The sequence below is a fragment of the Chryseobacterium sp. L12 genome (assembly GCF_056133985.1).
Genome location: NZ_JBVYOF010000041.1, coordinates 1 through 15,605, shown reverse-complemented (window position 1 = coordinate 15,605; position 15,605 = coordinate 1). Strand labels below are relative to the sequence as shown.

Genomic DNA, 15,605 nt, shown 5'->3' with positions numbered 1-15,605 from the left:
TGAGTTTAATGGAAAACCTTTAATCAGAATCAAATTACTATCACAAAATTTACCACCTCAGACTTTTATGTAACACCTAATCTGATATATTACAACAAAATACAGATTATGTCATAATCAACTAAATTAAAGATAATTGTCATAGATATTATATCATTGATTAAAGTTTAGAAATTTGTAAATTTGCAGTATGATTAAAATTGGCAATATAGAACTGCCCGAATTCCCATTACTTTTAGCACCAATGGAAGATGTAAGTGATCCTCCATACAGACGATTGTGTAAAATGCATGGTGCAGACCTTATGTATTCTGAATTTATTTCTTCTGAAGGATTGATTCGGGATGCAATAAAAAGTAGAAAAAAACTGGACATTTTTGATTATGAACGCCCAGTCGGTATTCAGATTTTTGGTGGAGATGAAGAGGCTATGGCTATGTCTGCAAGAATTGTGGAAACAGTAAATCCGGATCTTGTTGATATCAATTTCGGCTGCCCTGTAAAAAAAGTTGTTTGCAAAGGTGCCGGAGCAGGTGTATTAAAGGATATTGACCTTATGGTAAGACTCACTAAGGCTGTGGTGAATTCTACAAGTCTTCCAGTAACTGTAAAAACTCGTTTAGGCTGGGACAGCCATTCAATTAATATTGATGAAGTTGCGGAAAGGCTTCAGGAAACAGGAATTAAAGCTTTAACAATACATGCCAGAACAAGAGCGCAGATGTATAAGGGTGAAGCGGATTGGGAACATATTTCACGTATAAAGCAAAATCCGAATATTGAAATACCCATTTTTGGAAATGGAGATATAGATTCTCCAGAAAAAGCATTAGAATATAAGAATAAATATGCTTGTGATGGAATTATGATAGGAAGAGCAGCCATTGGATATCCATGGATATTTAATGAGATTAAACATTTTTTTGCAACAGGAGAACATCTGAATCCGCCTACAGTTGCTGACAGGTTACTTGCCGTAAGACAGCATGCCGAATGGAGTGCCGAATGGAAAGGAGAAAGATTAGGATTGGTTGAAATGAGACAGCATTACAGTAATTACTTCCGGGGCGTTCCTCATTTTAAAGATTTCAGAAAGAAATTTTTGGAAGTGTTTACATTGGAAGAAATGGATGCTGTAATTGAAGAAACACAGGATTTTTACAAAGAATATCATGCACAAATATAAAAGACAACCCATCATTTTCGATGGGTTGTTTTATTAATAATCTTTTTCTGAGGAAGAAGTAGTGTCAGACAATAAGCCTAGAGCAGAAGAAGTACCAATTCGTTTTACACCCAGCTTAATCATTTTTTCTGCATCTTCTTTCGTTCTTACTCCACCGGCTGCTTTTACAGGCAGTTTGCCCGCATTTTTAAGCATTATCTTGATTCCTTCGGAAGTTGCTCCATTGGGTTTATTGTCGTTTGTCTCAAAAAAGCCTGTTGAAGATTTTATAAATATTTTTTCTAAATAATTTTCGGGAAAATTAGTTTCAGCCCACTCAGATATTTTTTTTGTAAGATCAGCAATTTGTTCATTGTTTAAAGCCGCAATCTCAATGATCCATTTAGCTATTTTATTATGTTTAAAGCATAAATGAGTGCAGGTAATAAATTCATTTTCTACACTACTAATATCTCCATTAAGATACGCTCTGTAATTGATGACAAAATCCAGTTCATCAGCACCATTTTCAATGGCTTTAGCAGCTTCAGCCAATTTCTCTTCCATTGGAATGTTTCCTTCATGAAAGCCGATTACAGTACCTACAACCACTTCCGAATGTTTTTCTTTAATCATTTTTTTTACCTCAGCAACATAATCAGGTCTTATCATCACTGCAAAAATGTGATGATCAATAGCCTCCTGTGTAAGCTGTTCTACTTGCTTTAGGGTTTCATCTTCTGAAAGTCCAGACTGATTGGGAGTTTTTAAATACGTAGAGTCTAAATACTGAGCAATATTCATATGATTAAACTTTGAGTTGTCGGTAAATACCTTGCTCCAAAGATATGAAAGTTTCCGTTCTTGTTACACCTTTCATTTTCTGTAAAATTCTTAAAATTTCCATAAGGTGATCGTTATCCTTACACAGCACTTTAAGGAAAATAGTGTAATTACCTGTTGTGTAATGTGCTTCTACAACTTCATTCACTTCTTTCAAATCTTTTACAACATTAGAATAATGGCTGGGTTGATCTAGAAACATTCCTATGTAGCATACAACTTTATAACCAATCATTCTGGGGTTTAGAATAGAAATCGCATTTTCAATTACACCTGCAAGTTCAAGCTTTTTAATTCTTTGATGTACTGCAGTAGTAGAAATCCCTACTTGTTTAGATATATAAGCCAATGAACTTTTAGAATTGTCCATCAGCATATAAATTATCTCTTTATCAAGAGGATCCAGTTCGTAAGTAGTTGTGCTTGTGTTTTTCATATTTATTTTATCTCAAGTTTTCTTTAATTGTTACTAAAACAGGATAATGATCACTGAATCCTCCCAAATATCTTGTTCCGGCAAATGTTCGGAAAGGTCTTTGATCTGATCCTTTTATTTTAACGCTAATATTTTCGGAGTTAAAGACAGCTGCTTTTTCAAATCTTAAGGAAGAATTGTCCTCAAAAAAGGAATCTGACAGTAAAATTTGATCAAACAGCAATCCCGATTTATAATGAAAGTTAGAATATTGCCTGCTTGAATACAGCTTTTGGAAAGGATTATGCATTATTCTGTTTTGATTCTCGTCATACAGGAATTTGATCAGGTTTTCTTCGTCCGGATTTTGGTTAAAATCACCACAAACTACTACTTTTTCCTGATCAGAACGGATAATATTCAGCACTCTGTTTTTTACTTCATTGATAATAAAAGTACGTTTCGGAAGATTGATGTCTTTTTCTCTTTTAGAAGGAAGGTGAGCTACAAAAACATTGATTATTTCATTTTTAAATTTCAGCTTTGCAAAAAGCACGTCTCTTGTAGTGTCATAATTGTCGGGCTTATGATCTACAATTTCGAAGAAAAAAGTAATCGCTTCAGAATCTAAAATCTCAATTTTTGAGCGATCGAAGAGTAAAGCAACATCTACTCTTCTTTCGTCCAGAGAGTTGTAATGTACAATGCCATAACGGGAACTGAAAGGATCAAGTTTTACCAAATCTTCCAAAACTTGTTTTCCGGAAATTTCGCAAAGACCAATAATGCACGGAAGCGTCCCGTGCTCTTCTTTTATAAGGCGAAATACATGAGCTATTTTGGATAGTTTTATCCTGTATTTTCTTTCATCCCAGTTTCTTAAGCCCGAAATGGTAGGATCAAGTCTGTGAACCGGAGCGGGATCAGGAAGGAATAGATTTTCAACATTATAAAAAGCAAAAAGTTCCATCCTCTTATTTTCGAATTGTGGTCATTATTTAGTTGAATAAATTTATTAAAAAAATCATTTACAAACTAATGATCTTATAGTTTTGTACAAGAAATTTTTATTTACTCTTTCAATAATCAATCAAAAATGAAGTTGCCGCTAAAAACTTATGATCAGGAGTGAAAAATGGTTTTAAAACTAAGTAGTATTTGTAATGATAAAAACATATTATAAAAGATCTGGTCTTTTTTCAGTGGTAATTTTTAAAGCCTGCTCATGTCTCCATTCTTCAATTTTTGCAAAATTTCCGCTCAGAAGAATTTTCGGTACTTCCAGTCCTTTGTAAGATTCAGGACGTGTATAGATTGGCGGAGAAAGGAGATCATCCTGAAAACTGTCTGTAAGTGCGCTTTGCTCATCATTCAAAACTCCAGGAACCAGTCGGATAATAGAATCAGCTAAAACACAAGCTGCTAATTCACCACCTGTAAGAACAAAATCTCCAATAGAAATTTCTTTAGTAATATGAAGATCTCTTACGCGCTGGTCAATTCCTTTATAGTGACCGCACAAGAAAATAAGACTTTTTTTGATGGATAGCGAGTTAGCCATTTTTTGATTTAAAGTTTCGCCATCCGGAGTAAGATAAATGATCTCATCATAATTACGCTGAGATTTAAGCTCAGAAATACACTTGTCTAAAGGTTCTACCATCATTACCATTCCTGCGCCGCCACCATAAGGTTCGTCATCAATTTGCCTGTGTTTGTTGACCGACCAGTCTCTTAACTGATGAAAATGTACTTCTACAATTCCTTTATCTACTGCTCTTTTCAAAATAGAAGTTTTAAACGGACTTTCCATAAGTTCCGGAAGTACGCTTATGATATCAATTCTCATTGCTGTGTGCTGTTTTTCTTGTTTGGGGCAATTATTAAACGTAATGAAGAATCTTTATTAAAATAGCTCCACATCCAGTTAAAAAATATTGCCAGTTTGTTTCGAACGCTCAAAATAAGCATTAAATGAAGAAACATCCAAAAATACCATGCAAAAAGTCCCTGAAATTTTATAAAAGGTAAATCTACAACGGCTCTGTGTTTTCCTATTGTCGCCAGAGAACCCTGATCCTTATATTCATATTCTACCCATTCGGACTTATTTTTCCGGAGGAAATTTCTTCCTAAATTTTTGGCCTGATTGATGGCTACATTGGCAACCTGCGGATGACCCTGTGGATATTTTGGGGTTTCCATGTAAGCAATATCACCTATGGCATAGATATTATCGTAACCTTTCACTTTGTTAAAGCGGTCTACAATATACCGGTTTCTTATAAGATTTTCGGCGGGAAAACCATCAATCACATTTCCTGTAACTCCTGCTGCCCAGATAACATTGTTAGAAGGGATTTCTTTACCGCTTCTTAGGTAAACTTTGTCACCATCATAGTCGGTTACTACTTCACCGCTCATGAATTTTACACCAAGTTCTTTTAGATACTGTTCGGATTTGTCCTGCGCTTCCTTGCTCATCACCGCCAAAGGCTTTTCAGTAGAGCTTACCAGAATAATTTCCAACTGATTAAAATTCATGTAAGGATAATCACGCGGAAGAATTTCTTTTTTCATCTCAGAAAAAGCTCCTGCTAATTCTACGCCGGTAGGTCCGCTTCCTACGATGACAATATTCCAGTTTCCGTCATCGCTGCGGCTTTTTTCGAGAATAAGCTTTTCAAAAGTCATCAGCACATGATTTCTGATACCGATTGCTTCCTGTGTGTTTTTCATACCGAAAGCTTTAGTTTCTAATTCTTTGTTGCCAAAAAAATTGGTTTTACATCCTGTAGCGATGATTAGTTTGTCGTAAGTAAACTCGGCGTCATCTGTGATAACTTTATTTTGTGATGGAATTATTTCTTTTACTTCCGTTAAGCGGAATTGAGTATTTCTGGACTGCTGAAAAATTTTTCTGAAAGGAAAAGAAATGTTGGACGGCTCAATTCTTCCGCAGGCAACCTGATAAAAAAGAGGCTGAAACATGTGATGATTCACTTTATCCAGCACAATTACTTTTTTATTTTTATTGTTGAGAGATTTAGCAAGCTGAAGTCCGGCGAAGCCTCCGCCAATGATAATAATCTTTTCCCGTGTCTCCATAGTAAACAAATTTACTGATTTTATTTAGTATTTTAGGAGCTTAAAAGCTAGTTTTGTAAAACTTTATGAGTTCTGGAAAATACACCAAAAAAACTGCCAAAAAAATACATAAAAAGAGATGGAGAAACTATTTTCTCCGTCGAAGAATTTTATTGTTTATTCTTATTGTTGCTCTTATCGGAACCGGCTTTTACCTGAAACAGTCTATTTCTTATTACTATGCCCTGTATTTTAATAAATTTACTCATAAGAAACTTCAAAACAGTGAAAGCGAAACCTTTAGAATTCAGAAAATACTTTCGGATAATCTTGATAAAACTTTCGGATTTGATATTTCACATTATCAGAATAAAGAAGACATACAATGGGACAGCCTGAGCATAGGCAACAAAACCATTCCTCTAGAGTTTGTGGTGATGAGGGCTACGATGGGAAACCGCAATGCAGATAAAAATTTTGATGAGTTTTGGGAGTCAGCGAAAAAACACAACCTGATTCGAGGAGCATATCATTTTTACAGAGCAGATGAAGATCCGGTAATTCAGGCTAATAATTTTCTGGAAAATGTAAAACTGGAAAGCGGAGATCTGCCTCCTGTTTTGGATATTGAAAAAATTCCGAGAAAAAAATCCAAACAAAAACTGATCGAAGATTTAAAAGTCTGGTGTAAAATTGTGGAGGAAACATACGGCAAAAAACCGATTATTTACACTTATTATCATTACTATAAAGATTTTCTTAAAGGCGAATTTGATGGTTATCCAATCTGGCTTGCTAATTATAACGATGTTCCGGAACCTTCTCCTGAAGATCAATGGTATTTTTGGCAGTTTACTGAAAATGGAATTGTCTACGGAATAAATTCTAAAATAGATCTCAATATTTACAATGGCGGAATCTGGTCGCTGAAAAGTCTGACGTTGGATTGATTCTGTTTTAAAGTATCATTATAAATCACCCAAAAGGGTGATTTTTTTATTTGGTGAAAATTTAAATATTTGTAATGACTAAAAAATACCAAAACAACTAAAAAACTAAATAATTATGAAAACAAAAATTGTATTATTGTTTCTGCTTGGGTTGATGATTACTGCTTTTGGGCAAGAAAATTTTAAAAGAACCTATTACATACCTAAAAAATTTCAAAAGATCATATTAAAGAAAGATGAATCTGTAAAATTTTCTAATTGGGATAGGAATGATATTGAGTCTGTAAAAAAAATATATCCACAAGGAAATTTAATTCAAGTTAGGGAACAAATTGAAATTAATGGTAAACCTCATACTATCTTCAGAGAAATAAAAATTGATGATAGCTTTTATGAAAATTTAACTACAAAAAAAGAAAAAGATGTAGAAGGTGGTTTTTGGGGATATGTTAAGTTTGATGAAAACAAAATCATTATAAATAAAAATATTTCAGAAAGTAATGAAAGAGAAGATTGTATTTATCACTATGATCTAATAAACAGAGATAATATTGGGCTATATTTTTATGAAGGAACAATTTCTGCATTTACAATTCCAATTAAATATAGATTCAAACAATCTAATATATCAGAAGAATTTTCTACAGCAGCTTTAAATGCAAATTTATTCATAGGTTTTTCTGTTGGAAAAACTAGTTTTTTTTACAGAGAAAAAGTAGGTAGCATTACAAATAATCATAAGCTTACTCTCGGAGTATTTTTAGGATCATCTACTGTCGAACTCAATAAAAATAATACTTCAGCTGCAGAAATTCCTTTGTCTGAGGATGTTAAAATAACTAAAGGTTTAGCAAGTATTGGTTTTGGCTTAGCTTATTCATATAATAAAATTAATATTGGTGGATTTGTTGGATGGGATTATGCAATAGGTCTTGATTCTGAAAAATGGAATTATAATAAGCAACCTTGGATTGGTATTGCTATAGGATATTCTTTATTTAATCTTTAAAAAAGAGTAACAAAAAAAACCTTCCAATCGGAAGGTTTTATTTATATATCTAAATTGAAATTAGTTAGACAAAGAAGCTGCGTGAATTAACATATCAACCAATTTGTTTGAATAACCCATTTCGTTGTCATACCAAGAAACCAATTTCACAAAGTTTGGAGAAAGCATAATTCCTGCATCTTTATCGAAGATAGAAGTTCTCTTATCACCTACGAAATCCTGAGAAACTACAGCATCTTCAGTATATCCAAGAATGCCTTTCAATTCACCTTCAGAAGCAGCCTTAATTACTGAACAGATTTCTTCATAAGAAGCAGACTTTTCGATTCTTACTGTTAAATCTACTACAGAAACGTCAACAGTTGGTACTCTGAAAGACATACCCGTTAGTTTTCCGTTCAATGAAGGGATTACTTTTCCTACTGCTTTTGCAGCACCTGTAGAAGAAGGAATAATATTATTTAAAGCGGCTCTACCACCTCTCCAGTCTTTCATTGAAGGACCGTCAACAGTTTTCTGAGTTGCCGTTGTAGCATGTACTGTAGTCATCAAACCTTCTACGATTCCGAAGTTATCGTGGATAACTTTAGCCAAAGGAGCTAAACAGTTGGTTGTACAAGAAGCATTGGATAAGATTTTTACATCATCAGTCAATTCAGTGTGGTTTACACCCATTACAAACATTGGTGTATTATCTTTGGAAGGAGCAGAAAGAATTACTTTCTTTGCACCTGCCGTAATATGTTTTGCAGCGCTTTCTTTATCTAAAAACAAACCGGTAGATTCTACGATATACTCAGCACCGATTTCGTCCCACTTTAGGTTGCTTGGGTCTTTTTCAGCAGTTACTCTGATTTTTTTCCCGTTTACGACAAGGTCATTACCATCTACAGATACTTCTCCAGGGAAAATTCCGTGTACAGAATCATATTTAAGCATATAAGCCATGTATTCTGCATTGATAAGATCGTTGATTCCTACAACTTCAATGTTGTTTCTCTCTGTCATTGCTCTGAAAACAAGACGACCGATTCTACCAAACCCGTTAATACCTACTTTAATTGTTGACATAGTGTTTTGATTTTTAAAAATTATATTAAATATTAGATTGCTAAAATTTCTGAAATCAGCAAAAGATCTTTATTGATTTCGTTATGCTTTTTGATGGCTTCTTCAATAGGAGTATACACAATATCATTAGATCGCATTCCTGCCATTACATTGTTTTGTCCGTCCATCAATCCTACTACTGCACCGTAGCCAAGTCTGCTTGCCAACACTCTGTCTGCACAGCTTGGCGAGCCTCCTCTTTGGATGTGTCCTAAAATCGCTACGCGAATATCATAGTCCGGAAATTCTGTTTTAGTCTGCTCTGCCAATTCATAAATATTAGCCAGCTTTTCGCCTTCTGCCACAACAACGATGCTTGATGCTTTACCTGTTTTTTCAGCATTTCTGAAAGTAGCAAAAAGCTCATCCATACTATCCTTTCTTTCAGGGATCAAAATATCTAAAGCACCTGTTGCCAAACCACTGTTTAATGCAATAAAACCTGCATCACGACCCATCACCTCAACAAAGAATACCCTGTTGTGCGAAGTTGCCGTATCACGAATTTTGTCAATAGCATCCATTGCGGTATTCAGAGCCGTATCATAGCCAATAGTATTATCTGTTCCAAAAATATCATTATCAATAGTTCCCGGTACCCCGATTACACGAATTCCGAATTCTTCGTTGAAGATCTTTGCTCCGGTAAAAGTTCCGTCTCCGCCAATACACACCAAAGCATCAATTCCATATTTTACACAATTGTCATAAGCTTTCTGGCGACCCTCTTTGGTCATAAATTCTTTGGAACGGGCAGATTTCAGAATAGTTCCGCCTTGGTTGATTATATTTTTTACAGAACGAGGTCCCATCTTAAGGAAATCATCATTAATAAGACCGTTGTAGCCTTCTCTCACTCCGTAACATTCGATGTTATAATAATTAGCAGTTCTTACAACTGCTCTTAATGCTGCATTCATACCCGGAGAGTCGCCTCCTGAAGTAAAAACTGCAATTTTTTTTACAGCACTTTCTCTCATTTGTTAAAAAATTTCAATCACAAATTTACAAAAACAAGTTCAGATAACAGCAGTATGTTTCGTATTAATCTCCCGGCTCATAATCCAAAGGCAGCAGTTTATCTATTTTATCTGTAGAAAAGCTTCCCTGGTTCATCAGTCCGGCAGGATCTGAAGTATTCCCGTTGTTATAAATCTCAGAAACATCACCGTTGGAATGAAGATAAGAAGTCTGCTTGATGGGATATCCATCTTTTATATAACCGTCTTTTTTAAGTACATAACGGTATTTGTAATAGTTTACCTGAAGAATATCGTTGAAATCAAGCAGGAGTACACCGTCAGTTTTCTTTGTGTAATCTGAATCAGGAATATTCATTTTATTGATTACTGTTCTGTACGGCATTTCATTGCTCTTTCTTCTGCTGATATCCTGTATATCTTCAGGAAATGATATTGTTTCAGTGGTTTTTACATTCTTTAGGAAATTTTTAAGGCGCTCCAGTTCATCGTCTGTAGGATAATTATCATTAGGGATTTTGCTTAATGCATTTACAGTATAACCTTCTTCCTTAGTATTTCCTTTATAAACACTTCTGAAAAAATGAACCTGACTTCCGTAAAAAGCATTGAGCCTGTTAAGTTTTATTTTATCAGAGCTTTTGGTTTCTTTAAAGAATGATGTTCCAATGAAAAGGGTGGTCTTGTTTTCAAAATCTGCTTTAAACTCCTGAAGGTTATAATCAATAGTGTATCCCAGTTTTTTGTTTTCGATAATTAAGGTTTGCGGAGCTTTTACACGCAGAACTTTATTCTCTTTATCATAGGAAAATTTCAGGGAGCGTTGATTCTTTATTTTTACGTTTTCTCTGTCTTCCCCGATAAACGCACTTAAAAAATAATTGATGTAATTTTTGTATGCTTTTTCTGTAAACGGAATAATTTTCAGCTCTTCAATTTCCTGTACTCTTAGAAGAACCACTTTCAGTGTTTTATTGGCTACTTCTGAACTGTTGATTCTGAAAGTCTCATAATAATCTTTCTGAAAAACAATTGTATTGTTGTTTTTTGAAGGCAAAGCCAGACTGAAGCTTCCGTCTTCTGCAGAAATGGTTCCTGTTGTGGTTCCGTCAAGATAGATGTTGACATTAGCGATCGGTTTTTCAAGGTCATTGACAACTTTTCCTTTGATGATCTGTGCAGACAGGAAAGGGAAAGTAGAAAATAAAATTAGTAGTAAGAAATGTTTCATCATATCACAATATTACTAAATTTTTAGTGATAGAAAAAATTACATACTATTGAAGTTTTTGAATAAAAAAAGGGTTCAGATTATAGTATAATCCGAACCTTTCGATTAAAAAAACATTTAATGAAAATGCCATTTTTGGCTTAATTATTTGATTATGCTTTTACAAACTGTAATTCACCTGCAATTTTCACATCTTCACCTACCATTACACCTCCTGCTTCCAGAGCTGCATTCCAGTTAAGTCCGAAATCTTTTCTGTTGATTTTCCCTTCAAAAGAAAATCCGGCCTTAGTATTTCCCCAAGGATCTACATTGATTCCTCCAAAATCAACGTCCAGAGTGATCGGTTTTGTAATGCCGTTTACCGTAATATTTCCGGTAACAGAACTATTTAAAGAGTCAGCTTCAAAAGTAATCTTAGGATTAGCTTCTGCATTAAAAAACTCAGCAGATTTCAAATGGTTGTCTCTGTCCGTATTATTAGTGAAAATTGAATCTACATCAATAGTCGCAGTTGTTTTAGCGTTCTGGAAAGAATCATCTTCCGCTTCAATTTCTGCGTTGAATGTTCTGAAGCTTCCTTTAATATTGGAAATCATCATGTGCTTTACTTTAAAAGTGATTTCGCTGTGAGCTGGGTCTAAATTCCATTTTGTTGCCATTGTAGTAATTTTTTTTTGTTAATTATATTGCAAATTTACCGCAAGATTGATACCTAAAACATTGATTTAGGATAAGAAAAACGATTAGCTTTTAGAATGATGATAAAATTTGCAATTATTTTTATTGTGCAGCTATTCCGGCTATCCGCTCATACTCCTCGCTCGGTCGGCTCCGCTTTGCTTCGCCGCCTCACTGCGGGGTAACCGCTTCTATCCGGGCTGTAAAGATGTAATAAATACATTTTCAGACATCATTTTCATGGGTGATAATTCTATTTTGCGGTCATCACCTCACATTTATTTCTTATTTTTGACAGATTCAAGTTTATACAATGAAATTACATCAGTTTTCTTTATTAATGGTAGTTTTGGGCGGAACTGCTTTAGCGCAGACTCAGAAATTTACCATGGCTGAAGCGGTCAACGGGATGAGAAGTAACTTAGCAGTGAAAAATATTTCTCAGTTTTCGTGGTCAGCTGACAGCAAATCATACATTCAGGGAGTAAAAGGCGGGTATTTAATTACTGATCTTAAAACCAACAAGCAGGATACTTTGATTTCGCTTTATCAGGTCAATAAGAATTTTCCCGATAAAAAGCTGAAAGGACTTCCTCCTGTGAAATTTATCAGCAGCAGCAATGCTTATTTTACGGCAAATAATCAGATGTTCTGGGTAGAAAAATCTGGAAGCGAGTGGAAAATAAAGAAAAATTATACTCTTGATCCTGAAACTGCCAATGTAAAAACTTTAGCAGATAATCAGACAATTGTTTATACTGTAAAAAACAATCTTTTTATCAATAAAAATGGTAAAGTTACTGCCATTACAAAAGATTCAGATGAAAATATTGTCAACGGACAGGCGGTGCACAGAAATGAATTCGGAATCAATGAAGGGATCTTTGCTTCTCCAAACTCAGAAAATATTGCATTTTACAGGATGGATCAAACCATGGTTGCAGATTATCCGGTAATAGACTGGTCTGTAACGCCTGCGGAAAATCATAATATTAAATACCCGATGCCGGGAAAAACTTCCCATGAGGTAACTTTAGGTGTTTACAATATTAAAAGCCAAAACACCACTTTTCTTAACATTGATGGAGAAAAAGATCAGTATTTAACTGCCGTAACGTGGAGTCCCGATTCTAAATATATTTTTGTGGGAGTTCTCAACAGAGGTCAGAATCATCTGAAAATGAATCAGTATGATGCTGTGACGGGAAATCTGGTAAGAACACTTTTTGAAGAAACCAATGATAAATATGTAGAACCGCAGCATCCGCTGATGTTTTTCCCAAATTCAAACACAGATTTTATCTGGCAAATTCAAAGAACGGGCTACAATCATTTGTTTCATTACAGCCTGGAAAAAGGTCTGATTGCTCAGATCACAAAAGGCGACTGGCTGGTTACGGATGTATTGGGTTTTAATGATAAGAAAAAAGAAATTTATTATGTTTCTACTCAGGAGACGCCTTTGGAAAGACATATTTACAGAATCAACTGGAATACTTTTAAAACGCAAAAGATAGATAATGCTGAAGGAATGCATTCCGCAGTTTTGAGCAATGACGGGAATCATTTGTATGATACTTACAGCAATGCAAATACTCCGAGAGTTGCCAATATCATCAATACGGCTAATTTAAAATCTACCAATATTCTGACTGCGGAAAATACATTAAAAAATTATCTGCGTCCTGACATTAAAGATGTTACCCTGAAAGCAGATGACGGAACATTATTGTATGGCAAGATGATTCTTCCGACAAATTTTGATCCCAATAAAAAATATCCTACCATTGTTTATTTGTATAACGGACCGCATTTGCAGATTGTTACCAATTCTTTTCCGGCATCAGGAAATCTTTGGTATGAATATATGGCTCAGAATGGTTACATCATCTTTACGATGGACGGTAGAGGTTCTTCCAACAGGGGATTAAAATTTGAGCAGGCAGTTTTCAGAAATTTGGGTACTACTGAAATGAATGATCAGATGCAGGGCGTAAAATATTTAAAATCCCTGCCTTATGTAGATTCTGAAAGAATGGGAATTCACGGCTGGAGTTTCGGAGGATTTATGACGACAAGCTTTATGCTCCGTCATCCGGAAGTTTTCAAAGCAGGAGTTGCAGGCGGACCGGTTATCGACTGGAAAATGTACGAAACCATGTATACCGAAAGATATATGGATACACCTGAAGAAAATCCGCATGGTTATAAAACTGCCAATCTTCTGGATAAAGTGCAAAATCTGAAAGGTAAGCTATTAATGATTCACGGAGCGCAGGATGATGTGGTTGTTTGGCAACATTCTGTAAAATTCTTAAAATCTGCCGTTGATAACGGAGTTCAGATAGATTATTTTGTTTATCCGGGACATCCGCATAATGTGGTGGGTAAAGATAGAGTGCATTTGATGCAGAAAGTAACAGATTATTTTGATCTTTATCTTAAAAAATAAAATTAAATCCGGTCTACCAGCCGGATTTTTGTTGTTTTAAAACAAATTCTATTGATATTAATATGAAGAATACAAAAATATTTGCTATGCCTTTTGTAAGCGTTTATCCCCATTATATTGCAAAGGCAGAGAAAAAGGGAAGAACAAAGGAAGAAGTTCATCAGATTATTTTCTGGCTCACAGGGTATGATGAAGAGAGTCTGAAAAAAGTTTTGGATCAAAAAAGAGATTTTACCAGTTTTTTTGCTGAAGCACCGAGAATGAATCCGAATGCGGAAATGATCAAAGGAATGATCTGCGGGTATAGAGTTGAAGAAATTGATGATGAACTAATGCGTAACATCAGGTATCTGGATAAATTGATTGACGAGCTTGCTAAAGGAAAGAAAATGGAAAAAATTCTACGTCATTAGACGTCTTTAAGACAGAACAACTCATCTGAAATTTGAACTTCTGGATTTATTAATTTGATGGTCATTATAAAAATAATTTAAAATATATTGGATAATATTTTATCTTTATTTAAAAATTCAGCCATTATATTTTTGATAATTAAATAAGATATAAAAAACTGATTGTCCGCTTTTTATCATATTAGAAAAAATATTTGTGCTCCTTCTCGTTAAAAAAGCATTATGATTAATACCAGATATTCATTTAAAAAACTATAAAAGATTAGATACATGAAAAAACATTTACTATTTATACTTTCAGCAGGGATGTTTTCTGCACAGACAACAATCACAAAAGCTTTTCATGATCCCGTAATTGGTGATGTGGTAAACAATGTGAATGTTAACGGAACTGTAAACAATTCAGCGACAGGCAATAATGTCACATTTAACAATGCTGGTCTTACAGCTGGTACTGCTTCAATATCTAATTATGTTGCTCCCACGGCTACTGAAATATCTACCTTTCCAGGAACTACAATCAAGATGACAGGTAACGGAAGTACAGCATATTATAAAGCTACGGCATCAAAGCTGGAAATTACAGGACTGGTAACACCTGATGCAACCCTTAATTTTATTACAAACAACGGCACTTACATCAGTTATCCCGCTGCTTTTGGGTATTCGGAAAATGATACTGCGGCAGGAACATTCACTTCTTCATCCGGATCGGGAAATTTCACCGGAACTATTGCTATTACTGCAGATGCAGCAGGCACTCTTTTAATAGGTTCCAAAACATACAGCAATGTTCTGAGGATAAAATCTGTTCAGAATCTTAATCTTACCATTTTTGGTTTTCCTGTTGGTTCGGTTTCCAATACTTCTTATGCTTATTATGATAATCTTCACAAATTTCCTTTACTGAATACAACTACAGCGGTGATTACTTTTCAGGGGAACCCGCAGACAACTAACGGTGCGCAGGCTTTAAATGAAACATTCTTGTCGGTTTCAGATGTGAATCTGAAAGAAAAAATAAGCATTTATCCTAATCCGGCTAAAAACTTCATCAGTATGAAAGGTGATGTACCCGAAGGTTCGGTCATCAATATTTATAGTCTGGAAGGAAAACTTGTGAAAACAATCCGTTATAAATCGGGTAATATTGATATTTCTGACCTGCCTGTCTCTTCTTATTTTATTGAAGTTTCAGATTCGAAAAAAACAGAAAAAACTAAATTTATAAAAAATTGATCTAAAAAATTTTTGAATATCCGCAATTAA

15 protein-coding genes are annotated in these 15,605 nt (G+C 34.6%); 6 read left to right on the top strand and 9 right to left on the bottom strand.

Going from position 1 to position 15,605, the window contains the following annotated elements:
* Window positions 1-190: 190 nt before the first annotated feature.
* Window positions 191-1,186, top strand: a complete 996-nt coding sequence (gene dusB, locus AC0NBN_RS17195) for a tRNA dihydrouridine synthase DusB (protein WP_160812543.1) — start codon at window positions 191-193, stop codon at window positions 1,184-1,186.
* A gap of 33 nt (window positions 1,187-1,219) precedes the next feature.
* Here the strand turns inward: dusB and deoC are convergent, their stop codons facing one another.
* From deoC to AC0NBN_RS17170, 5 genes are all read right to left on the bottom strand, one after another.
* Entirely contained in the window at window positions 1,220-1,969 is a 750-nt protein-coding gene (gene deoC / locus AC0NBN_RS17190; protein WP_160812544.1) for a deoxyribose-phosphate aldolase, read from the bottom strand.
* Window positions 1,970-1,973: 4 nt separating this feature from the next.
* Window positions 1,974-2,444, bottom strand: coding sequence for an Lrp/AsnC ligand binding domain-containing protein (locus tag AC0NBN_RS17185; protein WP_160812545.1), 471 nt, complete (start codon window positions 2,442-2,444; stop codon window positions 1,974-1,976).
* Between the two features lie 7 nt (window positions 2,445-2,451).
* Window positions 2,452-3,393, bottom strand: a complete 942-nt coding sequence (locus AC0NBN_RS17180; protein ID WP_160812546.1) for an endonuclease/exonuclease/phosphatase family protein — start codon at window positions 3,391-3,393, stop codon at window positions 2,452-2,454.
* Window positions 3,394-3,600: 207 nt separating this feature from the next.
* Entirely contained in the window at window positions 3,601-4,272 is a 672-nt protein-coding gene (trmD, locus tag AC0NBN_RS17175; protein ID WP_160812547.1) for a tRNA (guanosine(37)-N1)-methyltransferase TrmD, read from the bottom strand.
* On the bottom strand, window positions 4,269-5,531 hold the full coding sequence (locus AC0NBN_RS17170) for an NAD(P)/FAD-dependent oxidoreductase (protein WP_143885275.1): 1,263 nt from the start codon (window positions 5,529-5,531) through the stop codon (window positions 4,269-4,271). The genes trmD and AC0NBN_RS17170 overlap by 4 nt, the downstream gene beginning before the upstream one ends.
* A 65-nt stretch (window positions 5,532-5,596) precedes the next feature.
* On the opposite strand from AC0NBN_RS17170, the gene AC0NBN_RS17165 reads away from it, so the two are divergent.
* Complete coding sequence (locus AC0NBN_RS17165) at window positions 5,597-6,460, top strand: GH25 family lysozyme (RefSeq protein WP_160812548.1); 864 nt, start codon at window positions 5,597-5,599, stop codon at window positions 6,458-6,460.
* Window positions 6,461-6,575: 115 nt separating this feature from the next.
* The gene (locus tag AC0NBN_RS17160; RefSeq protein WP_160812549.1) at window positions 6,576-7,469 is read left to right on the top strand and encodes a hypothetical protein; all 894 of its coding nucleotides are present in this window, start codon (window positions 6,576-6,578) and stop codon (window positions 7,467-7,469) included.
* A gap of 60 nt (window positions 7,470-7,529) precedes the next feature.
* Here AC0NBN_RS17160 and gap read toward each other — a convergent pair whose 3' ends face one another.
* From gap to AC0NBN_RS17140, 4 genes are all read right to left on the bottom strand, one after another.
* Complete coding sequence (gene gap, locus AC0NBN_RS17155; RefSeq protein WP_160812550.1) at window positions 7,530-8,540, bottom strand: type I glyceraldehyde-3-phosphate dehydrogenase; 1,011 nt, start codon at window positions 8,538-8,540, stop codon at window positions 7,530-7,532.
* A 32-nt stretch (window positions 8,541-8,572) separates the two neighbouring features.
* Window positions 8,573-9,559 carry a 6-phosphofructokinase gene (gene pfkA / locus AC0NBN_RS17150; RefSeq protein WP_143885271.1) on the bottom strand — a complete coding sequence of 329 codons (987 nt, stop codon included), beginning with the start codon at window positions 9,557-9,559 and terminating at the stop codon, window positions 8,573-8,575.
* Between the two features lie 64 nt (window positions 9,560-9,623).
* A complete protein-coding gene (locus AC0NBN_RS17145; RefSeq protein ID WP_160812551.1) occupies window positions 9,624-10,793 on the bottom strand; it encodes a carboxypeptidase-like regulatory domain-containing protein in 1,170 nt (389 codons plus the stop codon).
* A gap of 149 nt (window positions 10,794-10,942) precedes the next feature.
* Complete coding sequence (locus tag AC0NBN_RS17140; RefSeq protein WP_143885269.1) at window positions 10,943-11,452, bottom strand: YceI family protein; 510 nt, start codon at window positions 11,450-11,452, stop codon at window positions 10,943-10,945.
* Between the two features lie 332 nt (window positions 11,453-11,784).
* Between AC0NBN_RS17140 and AC0NBN_RS17135 the strand changes: the two genes are divergently transcribed.
* The 3 genes from AC0NBN_RS17135 (at window position 11,785) to AC0NBN_RS17125 (ending at window position 15,575) form a co-directional block, all read left to right on the top strand.
* Complete coding sequence (locus AC0NBN_RS17135; RefSeq protein WP_160812552.1) at window positions 11,785-13,923, top strand: DPP IV N-terminal domain-containing protein; 2,139 nt, start codon at window positions 11,785-11,787, stop codon at window positions 13,921-13,923.
* Window positions 13,924-13,985: 62 nt separating this feature from the next.
* Window positions 13,986-14,336: a DUF2200 domain-containing protein gene (locus AC0NBN_RS17130; protein ID WP_160812553.1), complete on the top strand. Its 351-nt coding sequence runs from the start codon at window positions 13,986-13,988 to the stop codon at window positions 14,334-14,336.
* A gap of 270 nt (window positions 14,337-14,606) precedes the next feature.
* The gene (locus tag AC0NBN_RS17125) at window positions 14,607-15,575 is read left to right on the top strand and encodes a T9SS type A sorting domain-containing protein (protein WP_160812554.1); all 969 of its coding nucleotides are present in this window, start codon (window positions 14,607-14,609) and stop codon (window positions 15,573-15,575) included.
* Window positions 15,576-15,605 lie beyond the last annotated feature (30 nt).

Bases quoted from the DNA above. Each gene is read 5' to 3' on its own strand.
- AC0NBN_RS17165 (WP_160812548.1), top strand. From the start codon at position 5,597: ATGAGTTCTGGAAAATACACCAAAAAAACTGCCAAAAAAATACATAAA.
- AC0NBN_RS17145 (WP_160812551.1), bottom strand. From the start codon at position 10,793: ATGATGAAACATTTCTTACTACTAATTTTATTTTCTACTTTCCCTTTC.
- AC0NBN_RS17160 (WP_160812549.1), top strand. From the start codon at position 6,576: ATGAAAACAAAAATTGTATTATTGTTTCTGCTTGGGTTGATGATTACT.
- trmD (WP_160812547.1), bottom strand. From the start codon at position 4,272: ATGAGAATTGATATCATAAGCGTACTTCCGGAACTTATGGAAAGTCCG.
- AC0NBN_RS17135 (WP_160812552.1), top strand. From the start codon at position 11,785: ATGAAATTACATCAGTTTTCTTTATTAATGGTAGTTTTGGGCGGAACT.
- AC0NBN_RS17170 (WP_143885275.1), bottom strand. From the start codon at position 5,531: ATGGAGACACGGGAAAAGATTATTATCATTGGCGGAGGCTTCGCCGGA.
- AC0NBN_RS17125 (WP_160812554.1), top strand. From the start codon at position 14,607: ATGAAAAAACATTTACTATTTATACTTTCAGCAGGGATGTTTTCTGCA.
- AC0NBN_RS17180 (WP_160812546.1), bottom strand. From the start codon at position 3,393: ATGGAACTTTTTGCTTTTTATAATGTTGAAAATCTATTCCTTCCTGAT.
- gap (WP_160812550.1), bottom strand. From the start codon at position 8,540: ATGTCAACAATTAAAGTAGGTATTAACGGGTTTGGTAGAATCGGTCGT.
- AC0NBN_RS17130 (WP_160812553.1), top strand. From the start codon at position 13,986: ATGAAGAATACAAAAATATTTGCTATGCCTTTTGTAAGCGTTTATCCC.
- deoC (WP_160812544.1), bottom strand. From the start codon at position 1,969: ATGAATATTGCTCAGTATTTAGACTCTACGTATTTAAAAACTCCCAAT.
- AC0NBN_RS17140 (WP_143885269.1), bottom strand. From the start codon at position 11,452: ATGGCAACAAAATGGAATTTAGACCCAGCTCACAGCGAAATCACTTTT.
- AC0NBN_RS17185 (WP_160812545.1), bottom strand. From the start codon at position 2,444: ATGAAAAACACAAGCACAACTACTTACGAACTGGATCCTCTTGATAAA.
- dusB (WP_160812543.1), top strand. From the start codon at position 191: ATGATTAAAATTGGCAATATAGAACTGCCCGAATTCCCATTACTTTTA.
- pfkA (WP_143885271.1), bottom strand. From the start codon at position 9,559: ATGAGAGAAAGTGCTGTAAAAAAAATTGCAGTTTTTACTTCAGGAGGC.